17 protein-coding genes and 1 pseudogene are annotated in these 21,309 nt (G+C 72.1%); 10 read left to right on the top strand and 8 right to left on the bottom strand.

What is annotated here, in order from left to right; all coding sequences use genetic code 11:
- The first annotated feature begins 51 nt into the window (after nucleotides 1–51).
- The 3 genes from ACIQK6_RS19410 (at nucleotide 52) to ACIQK6_RS19400 (ending at nucleotide 1,257) form a co-directional block, all read left to right on the top strand.
- Entirely contained in the window at nucleotides 52–525 is a 474-nt protein-coding gene (locus tag ACIQK6_RS19410) for an NUDIX hydrolase (RefSeq protein WP_329100788.1), read from the top strand.
- Nucleotides 526–622: 97 nt separating this feature from the next.
- Nucleotides 623–880: a hypothetical protein gene (locus ACIQK6_RS19405; protein WP_329100786.1), complete on the top strand. Its 258-nt coding sequence runs from the start codon at nucleotides 623–625 to the stop codon at nucleotides 878–880.
- An 8-nt stretch (nucleotides 881–888) separates the two neighbouring features.
- A complete protein-coding gene (locus tag ACIQK6_RS19400) occupies nucleotides 889–1,257 on the top strand; it encodes a hypothetical protein (protein WP_329107829.1) in 369 nt (122 codons plus the stop codon).
- Nucleotides 1,258–1,749: 492 nt separating this feature from the next.
- Here ACIQK6_RS19400 and ACIQK6_RS19395 read toward each other — a convergent pair whose 3' ends face one another.
- From ACIQK6_RS19395 to ACIQK6_RS19385, 3 genes are all read right to left on the bottom strand, one after another.
- Entirely contained in the window at nucleotides 1,750–2,112 is a 363-nt protein-coding gene (locus ACIQK6_RS19395) for a DUF1801 domain-containing protein (RefSeq protein ID WP_329100784.1), read from the bottom strand.
- Nucleotides 2,112–3,107 carry an EamA family transporter gene (locus ACIQK6_RS19390; protein WP_402695136.1) on the bottom strand — a complete coding sequence of 332 codons (996 nt, stop codon included), beginning with the start codon at nucleotides 3,105–3,107 and terminating at the stop codon, nucleotides 2,112–2,114. Before ACIQK6_RS19390 ends, ACIQK6_RS19395 begins: the two co-directional genes overlap by 1 nt.
- Nucleotides 3,108–3,175: 68 nt before the next feature.
- Entirely contained in the window at nucleotides 3,176–5,914 is a 2,739-nt protein-coding gene (locus tag ACIQK6_RS19385) for an FAD-binding and (Fe-S)-binding domain-containing protein (protein WP_329107827.1), read from the bottom strand.
- Nucleotides 5,915–6,088: 174 nt separating this feature from the next.
- Between ACIQK6_RS19385 and serC the strand changes: the two genes are divergently transcribed.
- Both serC and ACIQK6_RS19375 read left to right on the top strand, forming a co-directional pair.
- The gene (gene serC, locus ACIQK6_RS19380) at nucleotides 6,089–7,210 is read left to right on the top strand and encodes a phosphoserine transaminase (protein ID WP_030013037.1); all 1,122 of its coding nucleotides are present in this window, start codon (nucleotides 6,089–6,091) and stop codon (nucleotides 7,208–7,210) included.
- 150 nt (nucleotides 7,211–7,360) lie between these two features.
- Nucleotides 7,361–10,492 carry a sacsin N-terminal ATP-binding-like domain-containing protein gene (locus ACIQK6_RS19375; RefSeq protein ID WP_402695135.1) on the top strand — a complete coding sequence of 1,044 codons (3,132 nt, stop codon included), beginning with the start codon at nucleotides 7,361–7,363 and terminating at the stop codon, nucleotides 10,490–10,492.
- 100 nt (nucleotides 10,493–10,592) lie between these two features.
- Here ACIQK6_RS19375 and ACIQK6_RS19370 read toward each other — a convergent pair whose 3' ends face one another.
- Nucleotides 10,593–13,058, bottom strand: a complete 2,466-nt coding sequence (locus ACIQK6_RS19370) for a cation-translocating P-type ATPase (protein WP_329100778.1) — start codon at nucleotides 13,056–13,058, stop codon at nucleotides 10,593–10,595.
- 216 nt (nucleotides 13,059–13,274) lie between these two features.
- Nucleotides 13,275–13,637 carry a DUF2530 domain-containing protein gene (locus tag ACIQK6_RS19365; protein ID WP_402695134.1) on the bottom strand — a complete coding sequence of 121 codons (363 nt, stop codon included), beginning with the start codon at nucleotides 13,635–13,637 and terminating at the stop codon, nucleotides 13,275–13,277.
- Nucleotides 13,638–13,765: 128 nt separating this feature from the next.
- On the opposite strand from ACIQK6_RS19365, the gene ACIQK6_RS19360 reads away from it, so the two are divergent.
- Nucleotides 13,766–15,232: an NCS2 family permease gene (locus ACIQK6_RS19360; protein WP_329100774.1), complete on the top strand. Its 1,467-nt coding sequence runs from the start codon at nucleotides 13,766–13,768 to the stop codon at nucleotides 15,230–15,232.
- 18 nt (nucleotides 15,233–15,250) lie between these two features.
- Here the strand turns inward: ACIQK6_RS19360 and ACIQK6_RS19355 are convergent, their stop codons facing one another.
- Nucleotides 15,251–15,433 carry a hypothetical protein gene (locus tag ACIQK6_RS19355; RefSeq protein WP_030010567.1) on the bottom strand — a complete coding sequence of 61 codons (183 nt, stop codon included), beginning with the start codon at nucleotides 15,431–15,433 and terminating at the stop codon, nucleotides 15,251–15,253.
- A gap of 129 nt (nucleotides 15,434–15,562) precedes the next feature.
- Here ACIQK6_RS19355 and ACIQK6_RS19350 point away from each other — a divergent pair, with 129 nt between their 5' ends.
- The 3 genes from ACIQK6_RS19350 (at nucleotide 15,563) to thpR (ending at nucleotide 18,088) form a co-directional block, all read left to right on the top strand.
- Entirely contained in the window at nucleotides 15,563–16,000 is a 438-nt protein-coding gene (locus ACIQK6_RS19350; RefSeq protein ID WP_030010566.1) for a MarR family winged helix-turn-helix transcriptional regulator, read from the top strand.
- 26 nt (nucleotides 16,001–16,026) lie between these two features.
- The gene (locus tag ACIQK6_RS19345) at nucleotides 16,027–17,415 is read left to right on the top strand and encodes an MFS transporter (RefSeq protein ID WP_402695133.1); all 1,389 of its coding nucleotides are present in this window, start codon (nucleotides 16,027–16,029) and stop codon (nucleotides 17,413–17,415) included.
- A gap of 118 nt (nucleotides 17,416–17,533) precedes the next feature.
- On the top strand, nucleotides 17,534–18,088 hold the full coding sequence (gene thpR / locus ACIQK6_RS19340) for an RNA 2',3'-cyclic phosphodiesterase (protein ID WP_329100771.1): 555 nt from the start codon (nucleotides 17,534–17,536) through the stop codon (nucleotides 18,086–18,088).
- A 167-nt stretch (nucleotides 18,089–18,255) separates the two neighbouring features.
- Here the strand turns inward: thpR and ACIQK6_RS19335 are convergent.
- Together ACIQK6_RS19335 and ACIQK6_RS19330 are read right to left on the bottom strand one after the other, a co-directional pair.
- A pseudogene (locus ACIQK6_RS19335) lies at nucleotides 18,256–18,843 on the bottom strand (aldo/keto reductase); the annotation flags it as partial.
- Nucleotides 18,844–18,875: 32 nt separating this feature from the next.
- Entirely contained in the window at nucleotides 18,876–20,093 is a 1,218-nt protein-coding gene (locus tag ACIQK6_RS19330; protein WP_402695146.1) for an RNA-guided endonuclease InsQ/TnpB family protein, read from the bottom strand.
- A gap of 89 nt (nucleotides 20,094–20,182) precedes the next feature.
- On the opposite strand from ACIQK6_RS19330, the gene tnpA reads away from it, so the two are divergent.
- Nucleotides 20,183–20,611 carry an IS200/IS605 family transposase gene (tnpA, locus tag ACIQK6_RS19325; RefSeq protein WP_402695132.1) on the top strand — a complete coding sequence of 143 codons (429 nt, stop codon included), beginning with the start codon at nucleotides 20,183–20,185 and terminating at the stop codon, nucleotides 20,609–20,611.
- The last annotated feature ends 698 nt before the right edge of the window (nucleotides 20,612–21,309 follow it).

Raw genomic sequence — 21,309 nt, 5'->3', positions numbered from 1 at the left:
ACCGACCGGGCGGGCTTGGCCATCGGACACGGTTCGACGGAGGGTACGGACATGAGTTTCCGGTTGGCGGCCTACGCCGTGTGCATCGAGGACGGCCGGGTGCTGCTCGCCCGCCATGTGTCTCCGGAGGGCAGGAGCACCTGGTTCCTTCCGGGCGGCAGGGTCGAGCACGGGGAGGATCCGTTCGACGCGGTGATCCGGGAGGTTGCCGAGGAGACCGGCTGCGACGCCGTGGTCGATCGCCTGCTGGGTGTGGACTCCAGGCTGATCCCCGCGGCCGAACGCTCCGTACCCGGCGGCCCGGACCACCAGAACGTCGGTGTCTTCTACCGGGTGCGCATCACCGGCGGCCGGCTCCGGCCGGAGCCTGACGGCGCGGTCGTCGAGTCGGCCTGGACCCCGATCCCCGACGTCACCGGACTCCGCCGCTCCTCGCTGGTCGACATCGGCCTCGCACTGTCGCACACCCTCCCCGCAACGGGCCACGTCGCCGCCGTCCGGGTCGGCGGTCTGATCCAGCACTGAGCCCGGTGGCGGCCCCATCTCTGCGGCAGTTCTGTCAGCACCATAGTGGGGTACGGGTACGTACCCGTACCCTAAGGGGATGGGAAGGAGCACCACCATGCCCGATGCCAACGTCCGTATCCCGGAAGAGGCCAAGGACAGACTGGCCGCCATAGCGGCCGCCGAGGGCCTGTCCCTTCGCGCCTACCTGGCGCGCTTGGCGGAAACACTCCTGACCCCGGCCGAGCGCGCCGAGCGGGCCGAAGCGGCCCGGGCCGCCCTGAAGGAGTGGAACGGCTACGCCCCCACAGCGGCCCAGCAGCAGGACCTCGACAGCGAGCTCGACCGACGCCTCGCGCAGGCGATGCCCCAGTGACCGAGTCGATGCACATCGTCCTGGACGAGACGGCCATGGAGGCGGCCGGGCTGGGGAACATCCTGGCTTCACGACTCATCCATCGCGCCCACGCGGAAACGGGCTGGTACCTGTACGCGCCCACCTGCGCGCTCGTCGAAGCCGACCGGGCTCGCCCCGGCACCGCCGAGCACCTTGCAGCGCTTCCCGGCATCACCGTCGTCGACCTGGACCTACCGGCCGCACTCGCCGTGTCGACGTACGAAAGCTGGGCCGAGGCACACAGCCTGTACGTGGCACAGCCGACGCCCGACCGGCCCGCAGGCGCGGTGGTCGCCACCACGGCCCCGAAGCGATGGGTCGGACAGCCGGTCCGGGTCCTCGATCTCACCCCGTAGGTGGCGGGCGGCCTCCGTCCAGCCCCAGACGGGCCGAACACGTGGCGGGCGGCCTCCGTCCAACCCCAGACGGGCCGAACACGCCGAAGAATGAAAAGCGCGTAGCGATCGGACGCGCCCACCGACCCGGAGGCCGTCCCGGTGGGCCCCGTCTCGGGACCGTGCCCCACCGGGATCTGCCCGGGCGTGTCCGACGGCCCCGCGCCTGAAGGCATCCCCCCGGCCGTTCCCTTCGGGGGTTCCCGGCAGTGTCTTCGTATCTCCGGGGCGGGACGGTCGGTCAAGGGTGGCCGCAGGCCATCGCGCAGCGACGCGAGGAACGAGCGCCCTTGAGGGACCGGCCCGACACGGAAGGACGATGGGACTGCCGGGAACCCCCGAACACGTCCCCGACGCCGATCAAGAGGCTCCCGCCCGCCGGATCCACCCCGCGCTGTGACGGCCCCGCGTACGCAGGCCCCGTACCTCCCTCGACCCTCCCTCGACCTTCCCTCAGCCCGCCCCGCCCGCTCCCCCGCCCGCCTGCGCCGTCGCCCGCAGGAGGTCCCGCAGGAGGTCGAAGTCGACCTTGGCGGGGTTGCGGAAGCGCAGGCAGGCCTTGCCCATGTCGTGGGGGGCCAGGCGGTCCGCGAAGGCGTCCCGGACGTCCGTGCGCATCAGGTAGAAGGAGATGTACTGCTTCTGGTTCGCCCAGGCGATCTCGCCGGCGGTCCCGCCCGCCCGCACGTACACCGGCATCCCGTACGCGATCCCCTCCTCGAACCCGGTCAGCTCCTCCAGGCACAGCTCCCGCAGCCGTACCAGGGCCTCCCGTCGGGCCTCGGGGACCGCGGCCAGGTAGGTGGCGACGTCCATCAGGCGGCCTTCTTCCGGATCTGCGAGCGGACCGCACCCATGCTGGCCGCGATCACGAGGGCGACGGCCAGGGCGTCCAGTGCGGACATGGCCTGGTTCAGGACGAGGAAGCCCGCGGCCGCGGCGATGGCCGGCTCCAGGCTCATCAGGATCGCGAAGGTCGGCGCCGGCATCCGCCGCAGCGCGAGCAGTTCCAGGGTGTACGGCAGGACGGAGGACAGGACGGCCACGCCCACACCCAGCGCGAGCGTGCTCGGGACCAGCAGGGCCGGGCCTGCTTCGGCGATGCCCAGCGGAAGCGAGATGACCGCGGCCACCGCCATCGCCAGCGCGAGCCCGTCCGCCTGCGGGAAGCGGCGGCCGGTACGCGCGCTGAACACGATGTACGCCGCCCACATCGCGCCCGCCCCGAGCGCGAACGCCGCGCCCAGCGGGTCGAGGGAACCGAAGCTGGGGCCGCCCCCGCCGTGCCCGGACAGCAGGACCACACCACCGAGTGCGAGGCCGGCCCACAAGACGTTGACCAGGCGCCGGGAGACGATGACGGAGAGGGCGAGCGGTCCGAGGACCTCCAGGGTGACCGCGGGACCGAGCGGGATCCGGTCGATGGACTGGTAGAAGAGGCCGTTCATACCGGCCATGGCGACGCCGAAGGCGAGCACCGTGCCCCAGTCGGAACGGGAGTAGCCGCGCACCTTCGGGCGGCACAGGACCAGCAGCACGAGCGCGGCGGCCGCGAGCCGCAGGGTGACCACGCCCGCCGCACCCGCCCTCGGCATGATCATGACCGCGAGCGCGGCACCGAACTGCACCGAGATCCCCGCCGAGATCACCAGCGCCACGGGACCGAGGCCGGAACTGAGGCCCGAACCGGAACCCGAACCCGAACCGGAAGCGGAAGCGGAGCCCGAACCGGGGCCCTGGGCGGGCGACGGGGCCGGTGCGGCGACGGCCGGCAAGGCCGCCGGGGAGGACGAAGAGGAAGGTGCGGGCATCTCTCCAGACTAAGGGCCCGTAAGGAGTGTCGCCGCATGTCCTGCCTTACAACCGTAAGAACTCTGCGCTACCCCCCTTCGCCCAGCCCCTCCGCCAGGAGCTCCGCCAGGTGCCGGCCCCGGACCCCGCCCAGCTGGGCGATCTGCGTACGGCACGAGAACCCGTCCGCCTGGATCACGGCGTCCCGCGGCGCCGCGCGCAGGGACGGGAGCAGCTGTTCCTCCGCACAGGCCACCGACACCTCGTGGTGCCCCGGCTCGAAGCCGAAGTTGCCCGCCAGCCCGCAGCAGCCCCCGCTGAGCTCGCCCACCAGCCCGGCCCGTTCCCGCAGCCGCCGGTCGGGGCCGTCCCCCAGCACCGCGTGCTGGTGGCAGTGGGTCTGGCCGACCACTTCCCGATCCAGGCGCGGCGGCCGCCAGTCCGGTGCGCACTCCTCCAGGGTCTCGGCGAAGGTCCGCACCGCCGCCGCGAGGCGGGCCGCCCGGGGGTCGTCGGGGAGCAGGGCGGGCAGGTCGGTGCGCAGGGCCGCGGCGCAGCTCGGTTCGAGGACGGTGACGGGGCCGGAGACCTCGCCGACGGTGTCGAGCGTTCGTCTCAGGACCGTGCGGGCGCGGTCGAGGCGACCGGTGGACACGTACGTCAGTCCGCAGCACACCCGGCCGCCGCGGGGGACGGACGCGTCCAGCCCGGCGGCCCGGAGCACGCGGAGCGCGGCGTGGCCGACCTCGGGGGCGAGGTACTCCGTGAACGTGTCGGGCCACAAGGTGACGACGCGGCCGAAACCGCGGCCGGAACCTGAGCCGAAGCGCCGGCCGGGCCCGGAGCCGGAGCTCGGCCCCGCGCCCCGCGCGAGCCGCCCCGCGCCCCGCGTGAACGGCCGCTCCGCCAGCTCCGGCAGGGCCCGTTCCGGGGTCAGCCCCGGCACCGGTACCGGTAGGAGGCGCACGGCCGCATTGACCGCCCGCGCCGCCCGCAGGCCGGCGATCAGCCGGAGCCAGTCCGGCAGGCCGCCCAGTGCGTAGTGCGACAGCGGGCGGATCCGGCCCGCCCAGTGGCGGTGCAGGAACTCCGCCTTGTACGCGGCCATGTCCACGCCCACCGGGCAGTCGCTGCGGCAGCCCTTGCACCCCAGGCACAGGTCGAGCGCCCCGGCGACCTCCGCCGAGCGCCAGCCGTCGGTGACGATCTCCCCGGCCAGCATCTCGTGCAGCAGCCGCGCCCGACCCCGGGTGGAGTGCTGCTCCTCCCCCGTGACCCGGTACGACGGGCACATCACCGAGGCGCCTGAGCCTGCGCCCGCGCCCGTGTCCGTGGTCCGGCACTTCGCGACGCCCACGCACCGCGCGACCTCACCCGCGAACGAGGTGGCCGGCAGCACCGCGAAGCGCAGGTTCTCGTCCAGTCGCGCGGGCCGGACCAGCATCCCCGGGTTCATCCCGCCCGCCGGGTCCCACACGTCCTTGTACGCGCCGAAGAGCCGGACCACCTCCGTCCCGTACATCTTCGGCAGCAGCTCCGCCCGCGCCTGCCCGTCCCCGTGCTCCCCCGACAGGGACCCGCCGTGCGCGACGACCAGGTCGGCCAGTTCCCCGGAGAAGTCCCGGAAGCGGGCGATGCCCGCCGCCGACACCAGGTCGAAGTCGATCCGTACGTGGACGCAGCCCTCGCCGAAGTGCCCGTACGGGGATCCGTGCAACCCGTGCGCCGCCAGCAGGGCCCGGAACTCCCTCAGGTACGCCCCCAGCCGGGCCGGCGGCACCGCGCAGTCCTCCCATCCCGGCCAGGCCATCCCGCCCCCCGGCATCCGGGTGGCCGTGCCCGCCGCGTCCTCGCGGATCCGCCACAGAGCGCGCTGCGCCGCCGGGTCGGTGACGAGCAGCCGGTCCACCGCGTCGGCGGCCCGCAGCAGGGGCCGCGCCGCGCCCTCGTCGGGCATCTCCACGAACAGCCACGCTCCGCCCCGGGGCAGCGCCGGGGCGGAGCGGGCATCCGGGGCCGTGCCGCCCAACAGGTCCTCGGCCATCCCCTCCACCGTCAGCGGCCGGTACGGCAGCAGCCCGGCCGCCGCGTCCGCCGCCGCGCTCTCGTCCGCGTACCCGAGCACGGCGAGCACCGGCGCGCGCGGCGCCTCCACCAGGCGCACCACCGCCTCCGTCACCACCCCGAGCGTGCCCTCGCTCCCGCAGAACGCCCGCGCCAGCTGCACCCCGCGCTCGGGCAGCAGCGCGTCGAGACCGCCGTAGCCGGAGATCCGCCGCGAGAAGCCGGGCGGCATCCCGGCGGGCGTCATCCCGGTGCGCAGCAGTCCCAGGTGTCCGGTGACCAGCTCCCGCAGGCCGGCCGGGGCGCCCGACCAGCCGCTCGCGATCCGGTGCGCGGTGCCCCCGTACGCCGTCACGGCCAGCTCGGTCACGTTGTCCGCGGTGGTGCCCCAGGCCACCGAGTGGGCCCCGCACGCGTTGTTGCCGATCATGCCGCCGAGGGTGCAGCGGGAGTGCGTGGACGGGTCGGGCCCGAAGGTCAGCCCGTACGGGCGCACGGCGTCCCGCAGCCGGTCGAGGACCAGTCCGGGCTGGACCACGGCCGTCCTGGCCGCCGGGTCCACCGACACGAGGCCGTTCATGTGCCGGGTGAGGTCGAGGACCACGCCCACCCCGGTGGCCTGGCCGGCGATGGAGGTCCCGCCGCCGCGCGGCACGACCGGGACCCCGGCCTCCGCGCACACCGCGAGCGCGGCCGCCACGTCGTCGGCGTCGCGCGGGGCGACCACGCCCACCGGTACGCGCCGGTAGTTGGAAGCGTCCATGGTGGCCAGGGCCCGTGCGGCGGCGCCGAAGTCGACCTCCCCGCGTAGGTTCTCCCGCAATGTCCGTTCGAGTTCACCGGGTGACGTCACGTCACCAGCCTCCCACCGGACGGAACCGTCTCATCGGGTGGACGCGCGTCCGGAGCGCGGACCGGGACCCGATACGCTCCGCTCGTGGCTGAGATCCAGATTCCCGCTGACATCAAGCCCGCCGACGGACGCTTCGGCGCGGGCCCCTCCAAGGTGCGGACCGAGGCGCTGGACGCCCTCGCCGCCACCGGTACCTCCCTGCTCGGAACCTCACACCGCCAGGCCCCGGTCAAGAACCTGGTCGGCTCGGTGCGCCAGGGCCTCCGGGACCTCTTCTCCCTCCCCGAGGGGTACGAGGTGATCCTGGGCAACGGCGGCTCCACCGCCTTCTGGGACATCGCGACCGCCGGTCTGATCGAGCGGAAGTCCCAGCACCTCACCTTCGGCGAGTTCTCCTCGAAGTTCGCCACGGCCGCGAAGCTCGCGCCGTGGCTGGACGCGCCGTCCGTGATCTCCTCCGACCCGGGCACGCACCCGGAGCCGGTGGCCGAGGCGGGCGTGGACGTGTACGCGTACACCCACAACGAGACCTCGACGGGTGTGGCGGCGCCGATCAAGCGCGTCGCGGGCGCCGATGCCGGGTCCCTCGTTCTGGTGGACGCGACCTCGGGCGCCGGCGGTCTGCCGGTGGACATCACCGAGACGGACGTCTACTACTTCGCCCCGCAGAAGTCCTTCGCCTCGGACGGCGGCCTGTGGCTGGCCGCGTTCTCCCCGGCCGCCCTGGAGCGCGCCGCCCGCGTGCACGCCTCCGGCAGCCGGCACATCCCGGAGTTCTTCTCGCTGCCGACGGCGATCGACAACTCGCTGAAGAACCAGACGTACAACACCCCGGCACTGTCCACCCTCTTCCTGCTGGACCAGCAGCTGCAGTGGATGAACAGCCAGGGCGGCCTGGAGTTCACCACCGGCCGTACGGCGGCCAGTGCGCGCAACCTGTACGGCTGGGCGGAGGCGTCCAAGTACGCGACCCCGTTCGTGGTGGACGCCGACAAGCGCTCGTCCGTCATCGGCACGATCGACTTCTCGGACGACATCGACGCGGCGGCCGTCGCCAAGGTGCTGCGCGCCAACGGGATCGTGGACACCGAGCCGTACCGCAAGCTCGGCCGCAACCAGCTCCGCATCGCGATGTTCCCGGCGATCGACCCGGCGGACGTGCAGGCGCTGACGGCCTGCATCGACTACGTGATCGACAAGCTCTGACCGCTACCCGCCCGGTACGACGAGAAGCCCCCGGTGACCTGCTGTCGCCGGGGGCTTCGGCGTTCCCCGGACACCCCGGGGCCACCGGCGTGGGCGTTCTCCCGCACGCGGTACCTTCAGGGCTCCGGCGGCGATTTTGGAGGCAGCGGAGTGAGCGTGCGAGTGACGGCGGCCCAGAGCGGTGTGGACCCCTTCGGCACGGCCCGGCTGCGGCGCGGGGTGCTCGACGCGTGGGGTGCGGGCCCGGCCCGGTTCCGCGAGGACGCCAACGCCGAGGAGGACCTCGCGCTCGGCGGCTACCGGGACCGGCTCGTCATCGAGTTGGCGCAGAACGCCGCCGACGCCGCGGCCCGGGCCAAGGTGCCCGGCCGGCTGCGGCTCACCCTGCACGAGGGCGAGGGCGGGCACGCGCTGCTGGCCGTCGCCAACACCGGTGCCCCGCTGGACGCGACGGGCGTGGAGTCGCTGAGCACGCTGCGCGCCTCCGCCAAGCGGGAGCCCGCCGGCGACAGCGTCGGCCGGTTCGGCGTCGGCTTCGCGGCCGTGCTGGCCGTCTCCGACGAACCCGCGGTGCTCGGCCGCCACGGCGGCGTGCGCTGGTCCCTGGCCGAGGCCCGGGAGTTGGCCCGGGGCGCGGCCGTCGGCAGCCCCGGCCTCGGCGACGAACTGCGCCGCCGCGACGGGCACGTTCCGCTGCTGCGCCTCCCGCTGCCCGCCGAGGGCACCGCCCCCGAGGGCTACGACACCGTCGTGGTCCTCCCGCTGCGCGACGCCGCCGCCGAGGCTCTGGTGGAACGGCTGCTGGCGGGCGTCGACGACGCCCTGCTGCTGACGCTGCCCGGGCTGCGCGAGGTCGTCGTGGAGACCCCGACCGCGGGTGCGCGCACCCTGTACCGGCGCGACGAGGGCCCGTACACGGTCATCGAGGACACCAGCGCCTCCGGTACGGTCACCCACCGCTGGCGCACCGTCCGCCACGGCGGCCCCATCGAGCGCGCGCTGCTCGCCGACCGGCCCGTCGAGGAGCGGCTGCGGCCCGCCTGGGCGGTGTCCTGGGCCGTGCCGGTCGACTCCGACGGCGCCCCGGTCCGCCCGGCCACGGCCCCCGTGGTGCACGCCCCGACCCCCACCGACGAACCGCTGGGCATCCCGGCGCTGCTCATCGCGACCCTGCCGCTGGACACCACCCGCCGGCATCCCGCGCCGGGGCCGCTGCTCGACTTCCTCGTGGAGCGCGCGGCCGACGCGTACGCCGAACTCCTGGGCGCCTGGGACCCGGTGACGACCGCCCTCGTGGACCTGGTGCCCGGCCCGCTCGGCAAGGGCGAGCTGGACGGGGCCCTGCGCGCGGCCGTCCTCCAGCGCCTGCCCCGTACCGCTTTCCTCGCGCCGGCCGCGCCGCCCGAGCACGCGGAGGAGCGCGCCGCCCTGCGCCCCTTCGAAGCGGAGGTGGTGGAGGGCGCGGGCGCCGACACCGTACGCGTCCTCGCCGAGGTGCTGCCGACCCTGCTGCCGGCGGGCCTGGAGCGCAGGGCCGAGCTGCGCACCCTGGGGGTGGGCCGGCTCCCGCTGGGCGATGCCATCGAGCGGATCGCCGGCATCGAGCGGACCCCCGAGTGGTGGCACCGGCTCTACGACAGCCTCGCCGGGGTGGACCCCGACCGGCTGTCGGGGCTGCCCGTGCCGCTCGCCGACGGCCGCACTTCGATCGGCCCCCGGCACATCCTGCTGCCCGGCGCGGACACGCCGGCGGACCTGGCCCGGCTGGGTCTGAAGGTGGCCCACCCGGACGCGGCGCACCCGCTGCTGGAGAAGCTCGGCGCCCTCCCAGCCACGGCCCGCGCGGTCCTGACGACCCCGCAGGTGCGGGCGGCCGTCGCCGCCTCCCTCGACGCGGGGGAGATCTGGGACGAGGACGCCGACGCCCTGGACGCCGACGAGCTGGCCGAGGTGGTCCTCGGGCTCGTCCGGGACGCCGAACTGGCGCCGGGCGACGAGCCCTGGCTCGGCGCGCTGGCCCTGCCGGACGAGGAGGGGGAACTGGTCCCGGCGGGCGAGCTCCTGCTGCCGGGCAGCCCGCTGGCCTCGGTGATCCGCGAGGACGAGGTGCCGTACGTGGACGCGGACCTCGCCGAGCGGTGGGGTGCGGGCCCGCTCACCGCGTGCGGGGTCCTGGCCACCTTCCAGCTGGTCCGCGCCACCGACGTGGTCCTCGACCCGGACGAACTGGAACCGCGCGAGGGCGACTTCGCCGAGCCCGACGACGCGGGCCTGCTGGACGCGGTCGACGTGTGGTGCGAGGACCTCCTGGACCAGCTGCCGGACCTCCCGGTCCCGCCGGTGGCGACCGAACTGATCGCCGTCCGCGACCTCGACCTCGTCGACGACGACTGCTGGCCGCAGGCCCTGGCGATGCTCGCGCAGCCGCCGCTGCGCGACGCGCTGACCCAGCCCGTGCGGATCCTGCTGCCGGACGGCACCACGCAGTCGGTGCGCCCGTACACCGCCTGGTGGCTGCGCGACCACCCGGTGCTCGACGGCCGCCGCCCGGCGGGCCTGCGCGCGGCGGGCGGCGATCCGCTGCTGCAAGGCCTCTACACCTCGGCGGACGCCACGGGCTTCGAGGACGAGCAGGTCCTGCGGGCGCTGGGCGTACGGACCAGCGTGGCGGCCCTGCTGGACGAGCCCGGCGGCGCCGCCGAACTGCTGGGGCGGCTCGCCGACCCGGACCGCGAGGTCACCGGCCACCAGCTGCACGGGCTGTACGGCGCGCTGGCCGATCTGGACCCCGAGCAGGTCACCCTCCCGGACGAGCTGCGCGCGGTGGTGGACGGCGAGGTGCTCGTGGTGGACGCGGCCGACGCGGTGATCGCGGACGCGCCGGACCTGCTCCCGCTGACGGCGGGGCTGCCGCTGCTGCCAGTCCCCCCGGCGCGCGCGGCGGACCTCGCGGACCTGCTGCAGGTCCGCCGCCTCTCGGCGACCGTTCCGGCGGAGGTGACCACGCCCGGCGAGGAGCACGAGGTACCGGAGTCGGTGCTCGTACTACTGGGTCCGGCCACTCCGACGACGTACGTCGAGCACGAGGAGCTGGTCGCGGGCGGCACGGAGCTCGACTGGCGCCGCACCCCCGACGGCACGCTGCACGCGTCCACGCTGGAGGGCGTGGCCGCCGGCCTCGCCTGGTCGGCGGGCCAGTGGCCGCGCCGCTTCGAAGTGGCGGCGCTGCTGGAGGACCCGTCGCGCACGGCGGAACTGGCCCGGGACCGCTGGTTCGACTGACCGGAGGCGGGCCGGGCCGGGCGCTGACCCGGCCCGGGCCCGGCTCTGGCCCTGCCCGGGGCGGGTCGGGTCGGGTCGGGTCGGGTCAGGTCAGGTCGGGTCAGGCCGGGAACTTGCGGTCGACCCACCTGAAGGTGAACTCGATCAGCACGGCCGCACCCACGGCGACGGCCACCGCGATCCACGGCACCGTGACGCCCACCAGTTTGAGCTGGAAGAAGTCCTGTAGCCACGGCACGACGAGGACGATCAGGAACGCCCCGCCCATCGCACCGACCAGGGCCACCCGCCACCACGTGTAGGGGCGGGCGATGATCGCCAGTACCCACATGGACGTCAGGAACAGCGTCAGCGTGGCCGCGCTGGACTCGGCTTCGAGGGCTCCCTGGCCCGTGTAGTGATGGCGGGCGATCAGGTACGAGACGAAGGTGGCCACGGCCGCGATGGCGCCGCCGGGGATCGCGTACCGCATGACCCGCTTCACGAAGTGCGGTTTCGCGCGCTCCTTGTTCGGTGCCAGGGCCAGGAAGAAGGCCGGGATGCCGATGGTAAGCGTGGACAGCAGCGTCAGGTGGCGGGGCAGGAAGGGGTACTCGACCTGCGAGCAGACCACCAGGATCGCCAGCAGCACCGAGTAGACCGTCTTGGTGAGGAAGAGGGTGGCCACGCGGGTGATGTTGCCGATGACCCGGCGGCCCTCGGCGACCACCGAGGGCAGCGTCGAGAAGCTGTTGTTGAGGAGGACGATCTGGGCCACCGCCTTCGTCGCCTCCGAGCCCGAGCCCATGCTGACGCCGATGTCCGCGTCCTTGAGGGCGAGCACGTCGTTGACTCCATCGCCCGTCATGGCGACCGTGTGGCCCTTGGACTGGAGGGCTCCCACCATGTCCCGCTTCTGCTGCGGGCTGACCCGTCCGAAGACCGAGTTCTCGTCGAGGACCTTCGCCATGTCGGCCCGGTCGGCGGGGAGCCCCCGGGCGTCCACGGTGTTCTCGGCGCCGGGCAGACCCAGCTTGCCGGCGACCGCGCCGACGGAGACCGCGTTGTCGCCGGAGATGACCTTCGCGCTGACGTTCTGGTCCTCGAAGTAGCGCAGCGTGTCGGCGGCGTCGGGGCGCAGCCGCTGTTCCAGGACGACCAGGGCGGTCGGTCGGACCCCGGTGGCGACGGCCGCGTCGTCGAGTTCGCGGGCGGAGCGGGCCAGCAGCAGGACGCGCAGTCCCTGCTCGTTGAGGCCGTTGATCTCCTCGAGGGCCGGATCCCCGGCGGGGAGCAGCACGTCGGGTGCGCCGAGCAGCCAGGTGTTGTTCTCGCCGTCGCCCTCGCTGAAGCTGGCGCCGCTGTACTTGCGGGCGGAGGAGAAGGGCAGGGACTCGGTGCAGCGCCACTCGGCCATGTCGGGGTAGGCGTCGATGATCGCCTGGAGGCTGGCGTTGGGGCGCGGGTCGGACTCCCCGAGGGCGCCGAGCACCTTTTTGACGTACGCCGGCTCGGCGCCGCCGAGCGGGCGCAGCTCGGTGACGTCCATGCCGCCCTCGGTGAGGGTGCCGGTCTTGTCGAGGCAGACCACGTCGACGCGGGCGAGGCCCTCGATGGCGGGCAGCTCCTGGACCAGGCACTGCTTGCGGCCGAGCCGGATGACGCCGATCGCGAAGGCGACGGAGGTGAGCAGGACGAGCCCCTCGGGGATCATCGGGACGATGCCGCCGACGGTCCGGGCGATGGAGTCCTTGAGGTTGTTCTCCTTGACGAGGAGCTGGCTGATGATCAGGCCGATCGAGGTCGGGATCATCATCCAGGTGACGTACTTGAGGATGGTGGAGATGCCGGAGCGCAGCTCGGAATGGACGAGCGTGAAGCGGGAGGCCTCTTCGGCCAACTGGGCGGCGTAGGCCTCGCGGCCGACCTTGGTGGCGGTGAAGGCGCCGCCGCCGGCGACGACGAAGGAGCCGGACATGACCGGGTCGCCGGGCTTCTTCAGGACGGGGTCGGCCTCGCCGGTGAGCAGGGATTCGTCGATCTCCAGGCCGTCGGCCTCGCCGACGGATCCGTCGACGACGACCTTGTCGCCGGGGCCGAGTTCGATGACGTCGCCGAGGACGATCTCGGAGGTGGAGATCTCGGCGGTCCGGCCGTCGCGGCGGACGCTGGGTTTGACCTCGCCGATGACGGCGAGGCTGTCGAGGGTCTTCTTGGCGCGCAGTTCCTGGATGATGCCGATGCCGGTGTTCGCGACGATCACGAAGCCGAAGAGGCTGTCCTGGATCGGTGCGACGACGAGCATGATCGCCCAGAGCACGCCGATGATCGCGTTGAACCGGGTGAAGACGTTGGCGCGGACGATGTCGGTGGTCGAACGCGACGAGCGCACCGGAACGTCGTTGACCTCGCCCCGCGCGACGCGCTCGGCTACCTCGGCGGTGCTCAGCCCGCCCGGCTTGAACCGGGGTGCGGGCGGTCGTACCGGGTGTACGGGGTCCAGCTCCGCTCCCGCGTCGATGGCGGGGGCGGCCGTCCCGCCACCCGGCTCCGGCCCGTCGGATTCGGTTCCAGCCCGCTGCGTCATGCCTTCGACGTTAAGCGGGGTTCTTTCGGTTCACCCGCCGAGCAGTCCGAAGATCAGACCTCAGGATGACCCGAATCGTCCCCTGGTAGCGCCGCGGGTCCTCCCGTGGGGCGGGGGCACTCCGGGGCGTCCCCGCAGGTCGAGCGAACCCACCGCCGGGCCGAGGAGACGTCCCGGAGGGGCACCGCCCCGCCGAAGCCGCGCCGCCGCGCCCGGTCAGGCCTGCGGCTCCGAGCCCGCCTGCCCCGCCTGCCCGTCCTGCCCGTCCTGCCCGTCCTGCCCGTCCTGCCCGTCCTGCCCGTCCTGCTCGGCCCGCGCAGCGACCTCCGCCCGTTCCGCCGCGTGACGCGCAAGCGCCGCGTCGCGGCCGCGGACGTACCAGATGCCGATCAGGCCGAGGAAACCACCGGCCGCGCAGGTCCAGACCCACCACAGCTGGCCCCGGTCGGCGAACCACCCGTAGAAGGGCAGCTGGACCAGGAAGAGGGCGAACCACAGGATCGTGCCACCCGTGACGGTGGCGACGACAGGGCCCTCCAGGGGCTCGGGCGCCTCGTGCTTCGCAATCCATTTCGCCATGCGGCAAGTCTAGGCGGCGGGAAATGACATCTACGCGCGGAGATGGACGCCCTTTCGTTCATGTGTTCATACTGAAACGGTTTGGGCGCGGCCCATTTTCTTCGTATGAACCACCCAATGAGGACCGTATGAGCACCCCGGCCCCCGCCCCCGCCGTAGCCACCGCCCCGGAGCCTTCCCCCCGGGAACCCGCCGGCTCACTGGACCGCTACTTCAAGATCTCCGAGCGCGGCTCGACCGTCGCCCGCGAGGTCCGCGGCGGCTTCGCGACCTTCTTCGCCATGGCCTACATCATCGTGCTGAACCCGATCATCCTGGGCAGCGCGAAGGACATGTACGGGCACCAGCTCGACAACGGCCAGCTGGTGACGGCCACCGCCCTAACGGCGGCCTTCACCACCCTCCTCATGGGCGTCATCGGCAACGTCCCGATCGCGCTCGCCGCCGGCCTCGGCGTGAACACGGTCGTCGCGCTCCAGCTCGCCCCGCGCATGAGCTGGCCCGACGCCATGGGCATGGTGGTCCTGGCCGGCTTCGTGGTGATGCTGCTGGTCGCCACCGGCCTGCGCGAGCGGGTCATGAGCGCCGTGCCGCTCGGCCTGCGCAAGGGCATCGCCATCGGCATCGGCCTGTTCATCATGCTGATCGGCCTGGTCGACGCGGGCTTCGTCTCCCGCATCCCGGACGCCGCGCACACCACGGTCCCGCTGCAGCTCGGCGCCACCGGTCACCTGGACGGCTGGCCGGTCCTGGTCTTCGTCATCGGCGTGCTGCTCACCCTCGCCCTGCTGATCCGCAAGACCCCGGGCGCGATCCTGATCTCCATCGTGGCCATGACCGTCCTCGCCGTCGTGGTCCAGCTGGTCGCGGAGCTGCCCGACTCGGGCTGGGGCCTCACGGTCCCCGCATGGCCCGGCAACCCGGTGTCCATGCCCGACTTCGGGCTCGTCGGCGAGGTCAGCCTGTTCGGCGGCTTCGACAAGGTCGGGATGCTCACCGGCGCCCTCTTCGTCTTCACCGTGCTGCTGTCCTGCTTCTTCGACGCCATGGGCACGATCCTCGGCGTCGGCGACGAGGCGAAGCTGATCGACAAGAAGACCGGCGAGTTCCCCGGGATCAACCGGGTCCTGCTGGTCGACGGCCTGGCGGTCGCCTCGGGCGGCGCCACCTCCTCCTCCGCGACCACCTGCTTCGTGGAGTCCACGGCGGGGGTCGGCGAGGGCGCCCGTACGGGTCTGGCGAACGTCGTGACGGGCGGCCTCTTCGCCGTGGCGCTGTTCCTCACCCCGCTCGCCACCATGGTCCCGTCCCAGGCGGCCACCCCGGCGCTCGTGGCGGTCGGCTTCCTGATCCTGGCGGGCTCGGTCAAGGACATCGACTGGAGCGACTTCACCATCGCCGTCCCGGCCTTCCTGGCCATGGTGATGATGCCCTTCACCTACTCGATCACCAACGGCATCGGCATCGGCTTCGTGAGCTTCTGCGCGCTGCGCCTGGCGACCGGCCGGGGCCGCGGGGTCCCGGTGGCCATGTACGTGGTGTCGGCGGTGTTCGTCTTCTACTACGCGATGCCCGCCCTCGGCCTCGCCCAGTAGTTCACGTCAGCCAGTGGCTCACGTCAGCCCGTAGAACTTCTCCGTCTCGTCGACGGCCGCCTTGAAGCGCTCGTCGAAGTCATCGCGAATGAGCGTCCGGACCACATAGTCCTGGACGCTCATTCCGCGTTTGGCGGCGTGGATCCGGAGCCTGTCGAGGAGCTCCCCGTCTATGCGCATGCTCAGCACATGTGTCCCCATGCCGAAAGGGTCGGGGCACAGGGCGCGCACGCGTGTCGCTTTCAGCCGCCGACTCACCCGTATGAGTGACCCCCGGCGTACGCCTGAAATCGGTTTTCCTTAGGAAGAGTAATGAGTTATTCTAAATACATGCATGACCTCTCCCATGGCGACGACGCAGCCGCCGTGAACGACCTCCGCTCCGCCGTCATGCGGCTGGGGCGACGCCTGAAGCACCAGCGCGTCGACGAGTCGCTGAGCCCGACCGAGATGTCGGTCCTCGGCACCCTCGCCCGCTGCGGCCAGGCCACACCCGGCGAGCTGGCGCGGCGGGAGCACGTCCAGCCGCCGTCGATGACGCGCATCGTCGCGTTGCTGGAAGCCAAGGGACTGGTCACGCTGGAACCGCACCCCGACGACCGCCGCCAGAAGGTGGTCCGCCAGACGGAGGAGGCCGAAGCGATGCTCGAAGAGAGCCGCCGCAAGCGCAACGCCTTCCTGGCCGGGCTCGCGGCCGAGCTGACCGAGGACGAATGGGCCAAGCTCCGCGCGGCCGCACCCGTCCTGGAGAAGCTCGCGCACCTGTAAGGAACGACGCCAGGAGGCGAACGCTTTTGAGTACGGGAACCGGAGCAGACTCCGCACCCGGCCACATATCCACCACCACCAGCGCCGCGCACCCCGCGGCACGGGCGGGCAAGAACCTCGGGGCACCCCCCGGCGGCAGCCGGGGAGGGATGTTCAGCTCGCTGAAGGTCCGGAACTACCGGCTCTTCGCCACCGGCCAGGTCGTCTCGAACACGGGCACCTGGATGCAGCGCATCGCCCAGGACTGGCTGGTCCTCTCGCTGACCGGCTCCGCCTCCGCCGTCGGCATCACCATCGCCCTGCAGTTCCTGCCGATGCTGATGTTCGGCCTCTACGGCGGCGTACTCGCCGACCGGCTGCCCAAGCGGCTGCTGCTCCTCGCCACCCAGAGCGCGATGGGCCTGACCGGCATCGCCCTCGCCGTCCTCACCCTGGCCGGACACGTCCAGGTGTGGCACGTCTACCTCGCCGCCTTCGCGATCGGCCTGGTCACCGTGGTCGACAACCCGGCCCGGCAGACCTTCGTCTCCGAGATGGTCGGCAAGGACCAGGTGGCCAACGCCGTCAGCCTGAACTCCGCCAACTTCCAGTCCGCGCGGCTGGTCGGCCCGGCGATCGCCGGTGTACTGATCACCGCCGTCGGCTCCGGTTGGGCCTTCCTGCTGAACGGACTGTCCTTCGCCGCGCCCCTCGCCGGCCTGCTGCTGATGCGCACCGACGAACTGCAGCCGGTCGAGCCGAGGCCCCGCGCCAAGGGGCAGCTGCGCGAAGGCCTGCGCTACGTCGCCGGCCGCCCGGAGCTGATCTGGCCGATCGTGCTCGTGGGCTTCATCGGCACCTTCGGGTTCAACTTCCCGATCTGGCTCTCGGCCTACGTCAGCGACGTCTTCCACGGGGACGCGGGCACCTACGGGCTCTTCAACACCCTGATCGCGGCCGGCTCCCTGGTGGGCGCCCTGCTCGCGGCCCGGCGCGGACAGTCCCGCCTGCGGGTGCTGGTGGCCGCGGCCGCGGCGTTCTCGGTCCTGCTCCTGGTGACCGCCTTCGCACCCGGCTTCTGGCTGTTCGCGGCCCTGCTCGTACCCATCGGGATCTTCGGCCTGACGGTCAACGTCACGGCCAACTCGAGCGTGCAGATGGCGACCGACCCCGAGATGCGGGGCCGGGTGATGGCCCTGTTCATGATGGTGTTCACCGGCGGCACCCCGCTGGGCGCCCCGCTGCTGGGCTGGATCACGGACACCTACGGCGCCCGGATCGGCATGGCCTCGGGTGCGGTGATCTCCCTGGCCGCCTCGGTCGCGATCGCGGTCGTCCTGGCCCGGGTCGGCAACCTCCGGCTGCGGGTGAACCGGCACGGCGTGACCTTCGTCCCGGCCGTCCCGCACCGCCGCGAACTGGTGGCGGTGGCCTGACCCTGCGGCCCTGCCTCCCGGGCTCCGCCCGGACCCGCGCCTCGAACGCCGGCGTTCGAGGCGCGGGCGTCTGGGGGCAGAGCCCCCAGCAGCGGCGCCGCACCCTTAACCTCGGCCCATGAGACTGTTCGCAGCCGTCCTACCGCCGGACGCGGCCGTCACCGAGCTGGCCCGGGCCGTCGACCCCCTGCACGACGACCACCTGACGTGGACCGCGCGGGCGGGCTGGCACTTCACGCTCGCCTTCATGGGCGAGGTACGGGACGAGGTGCTCCCGGACCTGCACGCCCGCCTGGAGCGGGCCGCCCACCGCACGGCCCCCTTCACACTGCGGCTGCACGGCTGCGGCCACTTCGGGGAGCGCGCCCTGTGGACCGGCGCCGCCGGGGAGCTCGCCGCCCTGCAGATGCTCGCCGACCGGGCCGACGCCGCCGCCCGGCGGGCCGGCGTACCGATGCACCAGCACCACCGGTACCACCCGCACCTCACCCTGGCCCGCGGCCGCACCGCCACCACCCCGCTGCGGCCCTACCTGGACGCCCTCGCGGACTTCGAGGGCACACCCTGGCAGGTCGACACCCTGAGCCTGGTCCGCAGCAACCTTCCCGTCAGCGGGGTGCAGGGCGAGCAGCCCCGCTACGAGACCGTCGGGGCCTGGCAGCTCGGCGGCTGAACCCGCGCGCCCTGCGGCCGGAGCCGGGGGGCGTGCGGGGGAGCCGGCGGGCCGCGTTACGCTCGACGGGTGGATCCCAAGACCAGAAACCGTGTGATGGCCGGTGTGCTCGTGCTGATGTTCCTCGTCGTGGCCGTGGCGGCTGCCGTCGGCCAGTAGTCCTTCGCCCCGGGACCGGGGAAGATCTCCTCCAGGCCCGCCAGGACCTCCTGCGAGAGCTCCAGCTCCACCGCGCGCAGCGCCGAGTCGAACTGCTCCTGCGTGCGCGGCCCGACGATCGGCCCGGTGACCCCGGGACGCGTCAGCAGCCAGGCCAGTCCGACCTCGCCCGGCTCCAGGCCGTGCTTGTCCAGCAGGTCCTCGTACGCCTGCACCTGCGCCCGCACGGTGCTGTTCGCGAGCGCTTCCGCCGACCGGCCGGAGGCCCGGCGGCCGCCCTCGACCTCCTTCTTGATGACCCCGCCCAGCAGGCCCCCGTGGAGCGGGGACCACGGGATGACCCCGAGCCCGTACGCCTGGGCGGCCGGGATGACCTCCATCTCGGCGCGCCGCTCGGCGAGGTTGTAGAGGCACTGCTCGCTGACCAGGCCGAGCCAGCCGTGGCGGGCCGCGGTCTCGTTGGCCTGGGCGATCTTCCAGCCGGGGAAGTTCGAGGAGCCGGCGTAGAGGATCTTGCCCTGCTGGACCAGGACCTCGACGGCCTGCCAGATCTCCTCGAAGGGGGTCAGCCGGTCCACGTGGTGGAACTGTTGAAGTGCTCTCCTGCATGAATGCGGGAGATTCCTGCCTACCTTGCGGTGGCGGGCTTGACGCGACGAGCGCGCCTGGCGACTGCCCTCCCGGCAGCCGGGATGAGCGCGAGGCCCATCCGGTACAGGTGCAAGACGTTCCGGGCCGCGTTGTGGTCGGCATTTGCCGACCATCCGCAGCGCGGGTTCTTGCACACGAACACGGCCTGACTCTGCCGGCTCCCGGGCGTGATGAAGCCGCACGCGGAGCAGCGCCGGGATGTGTTGGGAGCCGGGACCTTGTGGAGGGTGCCGCCGTGCTGGACGGCCTTGTACGTCAACATCATGACCGTACGGCCCCACGCCTCCCCGCTGATGGCGCGGTTCAGCCCTGACTTCTGGGCAACATTCTTCCCCGGCTCCTCGATGGTGCCCCGTGCGGACTTGACCATGTTCGTGATGGTGAGAGCTTCGACCACGATCGTGCCGTACGTGCGGGCGATGGCGGCGGTCGTCTGGTGCTGCCAGTCCAGTGCCCGGCGCTTGGCTTTCGCGCGGAGTCCTGCGATCTGGTCATAGGTGGCCCGCAGCCGCCCCGAGGTGCGCTCCGCGCGCTTCCGGGCGGTCTTACGGTGTGCGGCCCGCTGCTCCAGCCGGAGCAGCTTCGCCTTCTCCTTGCCGGTCAACCACTCGTCGTGGTCGTACATCGTGCCGTCCGAGAGGGCCAGGGGCACGGTGACACCCACGTCGATTCCGACCTCCGGGCCGGCGTGTGGCTCGGGTTTGCGACCAAGGGTCTGGACGCGGAAGGCGATATGCCAGCCAAGGGCGTCCTTGACCAGCCGTGCCCCGGTGATCCGGTTGTCGCCGTTCGCACCCTTGCCCACGGGCAAGTCCTTGGTCCACCGGAAGCGGACACGCCCGAGCTTGGGGATGTTGACCACGCCCCACCTGCGGTGCACACGCGTGATGTTCAAGTCCCGGCCCTGCGGGATGTCCACCGACATCACCGACCGGAACCGGCCCTTGAAGTTCGGCGCGTCCGCACGCCCCTCCCAGCAGTTCTTCCACGCCTGGAAGTACGTCTTCAACACCGCCTGCGCGGCCTGTGCGGGAAGAACGGCGAGGAAATCGATGTCCTTGCGGGCCTGCCGGATCGCGGCGTCCGCGTTCACCAGAGTCCGCTCATCCTTCGGCATCAACTGCCACCACGCGTGGAGGAGGTTCCACATGGTTCGGGCGGCGTGCGCCTGGTCATCGGTCTTCCGTGAGAGCACAGGGTCCAGCGCCAGCCGGGCGCGATGCCCGAACTGCCGCTTCTCCCATACGAGTTCCGCGCTCACGCAAGCAACATACCATTTGGCTTATGTCACCAAGATGGGATCCCAATCTCGATGTACGCATGGGACGTCACGTCATCTACGACCTGCACGCGCATTTGGTTTTTGTCACCAAGTACCGCCGCCAGGCCTTCACCGACGAGATGCTGACAAGATGCGAAGAGATCATGCGCGAGGTCTGCAGGGACTTCGAGGCCGAGCTTGAACAGTTCAACGGTGAGGATGATCACGTGCACCTGCTCGTGCACTATCCGCCCAAAGTCCAGCTCTCCAAGCTGGTCAACAGCCTCAAAGGCGTGTCCGCCCGGCTTCTGCGCAAGGAATACGACACCCACGTACGCCGGTACCTGTGGGGCGGCCACTTCTGGTCCGGTTCCTACTTCGCCGGAAGCTGCGGAGGCGCACCGCTGACAGCCGTCCGCCAGTACATCGAGAACCAGCAACGGCCTGTTTGACGCCTACGGCCGCAGGGCGCTCTGACCTCCGGCGCTCCCCGCCTCCGGCCAAAGATGGAGGAAGACATGGCCGCACCCCTAGGAGCTTCAGTGGCTTGAGCCAGCGCACATGGATGTCAGTGGTCATGGTCGACGTCTTACGGATCTCGGTCTCGGGCTGCTCTCGGTCGTCTGCGCCTCGTTCCAGCACAGGAGGCTGGGTGCGTCACTCCGTACGCTCGACCCACGCGAAGGACGTACATCTGCGGCGGAAGCCCTGATGCCCCGTACGACCCGTGTGGCTCATGCACTCGACATCGACAGCCGCCCCGTCCTCCGATGCCGGCGCCTGCCAGTCACACCGAAGACAGTCGGCCTCGAACGTCACGTCCGTCCCCGGATGCTGCACGATCCGATGCTCCACGTATCGCAGCACTGTGCGCGTCATCGAAGCCGCCGCGTCCGGTGAGGATGGTTACGGATCTCCACGTCCGCATCCGTCGCCGCCGACAAATCACCTCCGTCCCGTGCCTCCCGCCGCTGCGCGATCAGGGCGCGGCACACCCCACATCCGTCCGCCGGTTTTGGCGGCAGGTTCAGGAGCAAAAGGTGCATCGGTCCTGACATGGTGGTCCGCGCTCGGCTCATGGCGTACGCCTTCCGGAGGTTCTCTACGACGGCACGTCATCGTTTCCCGGAGCAGGGCAAGACCTGCAGTT

Origin of the sequence: Streptomyces sp. NPDC091682 (assembly GCF_044756625.1) — a bacterium.
Classification (GTDB): Bacteria; Actinomycetota; Actinomycetes; order Streptomycetales; family Streptomycetaceae; genus Streptomyces.
This window is presented reverse-complemented; position numbering and strand designations above follow the sequence as displayed.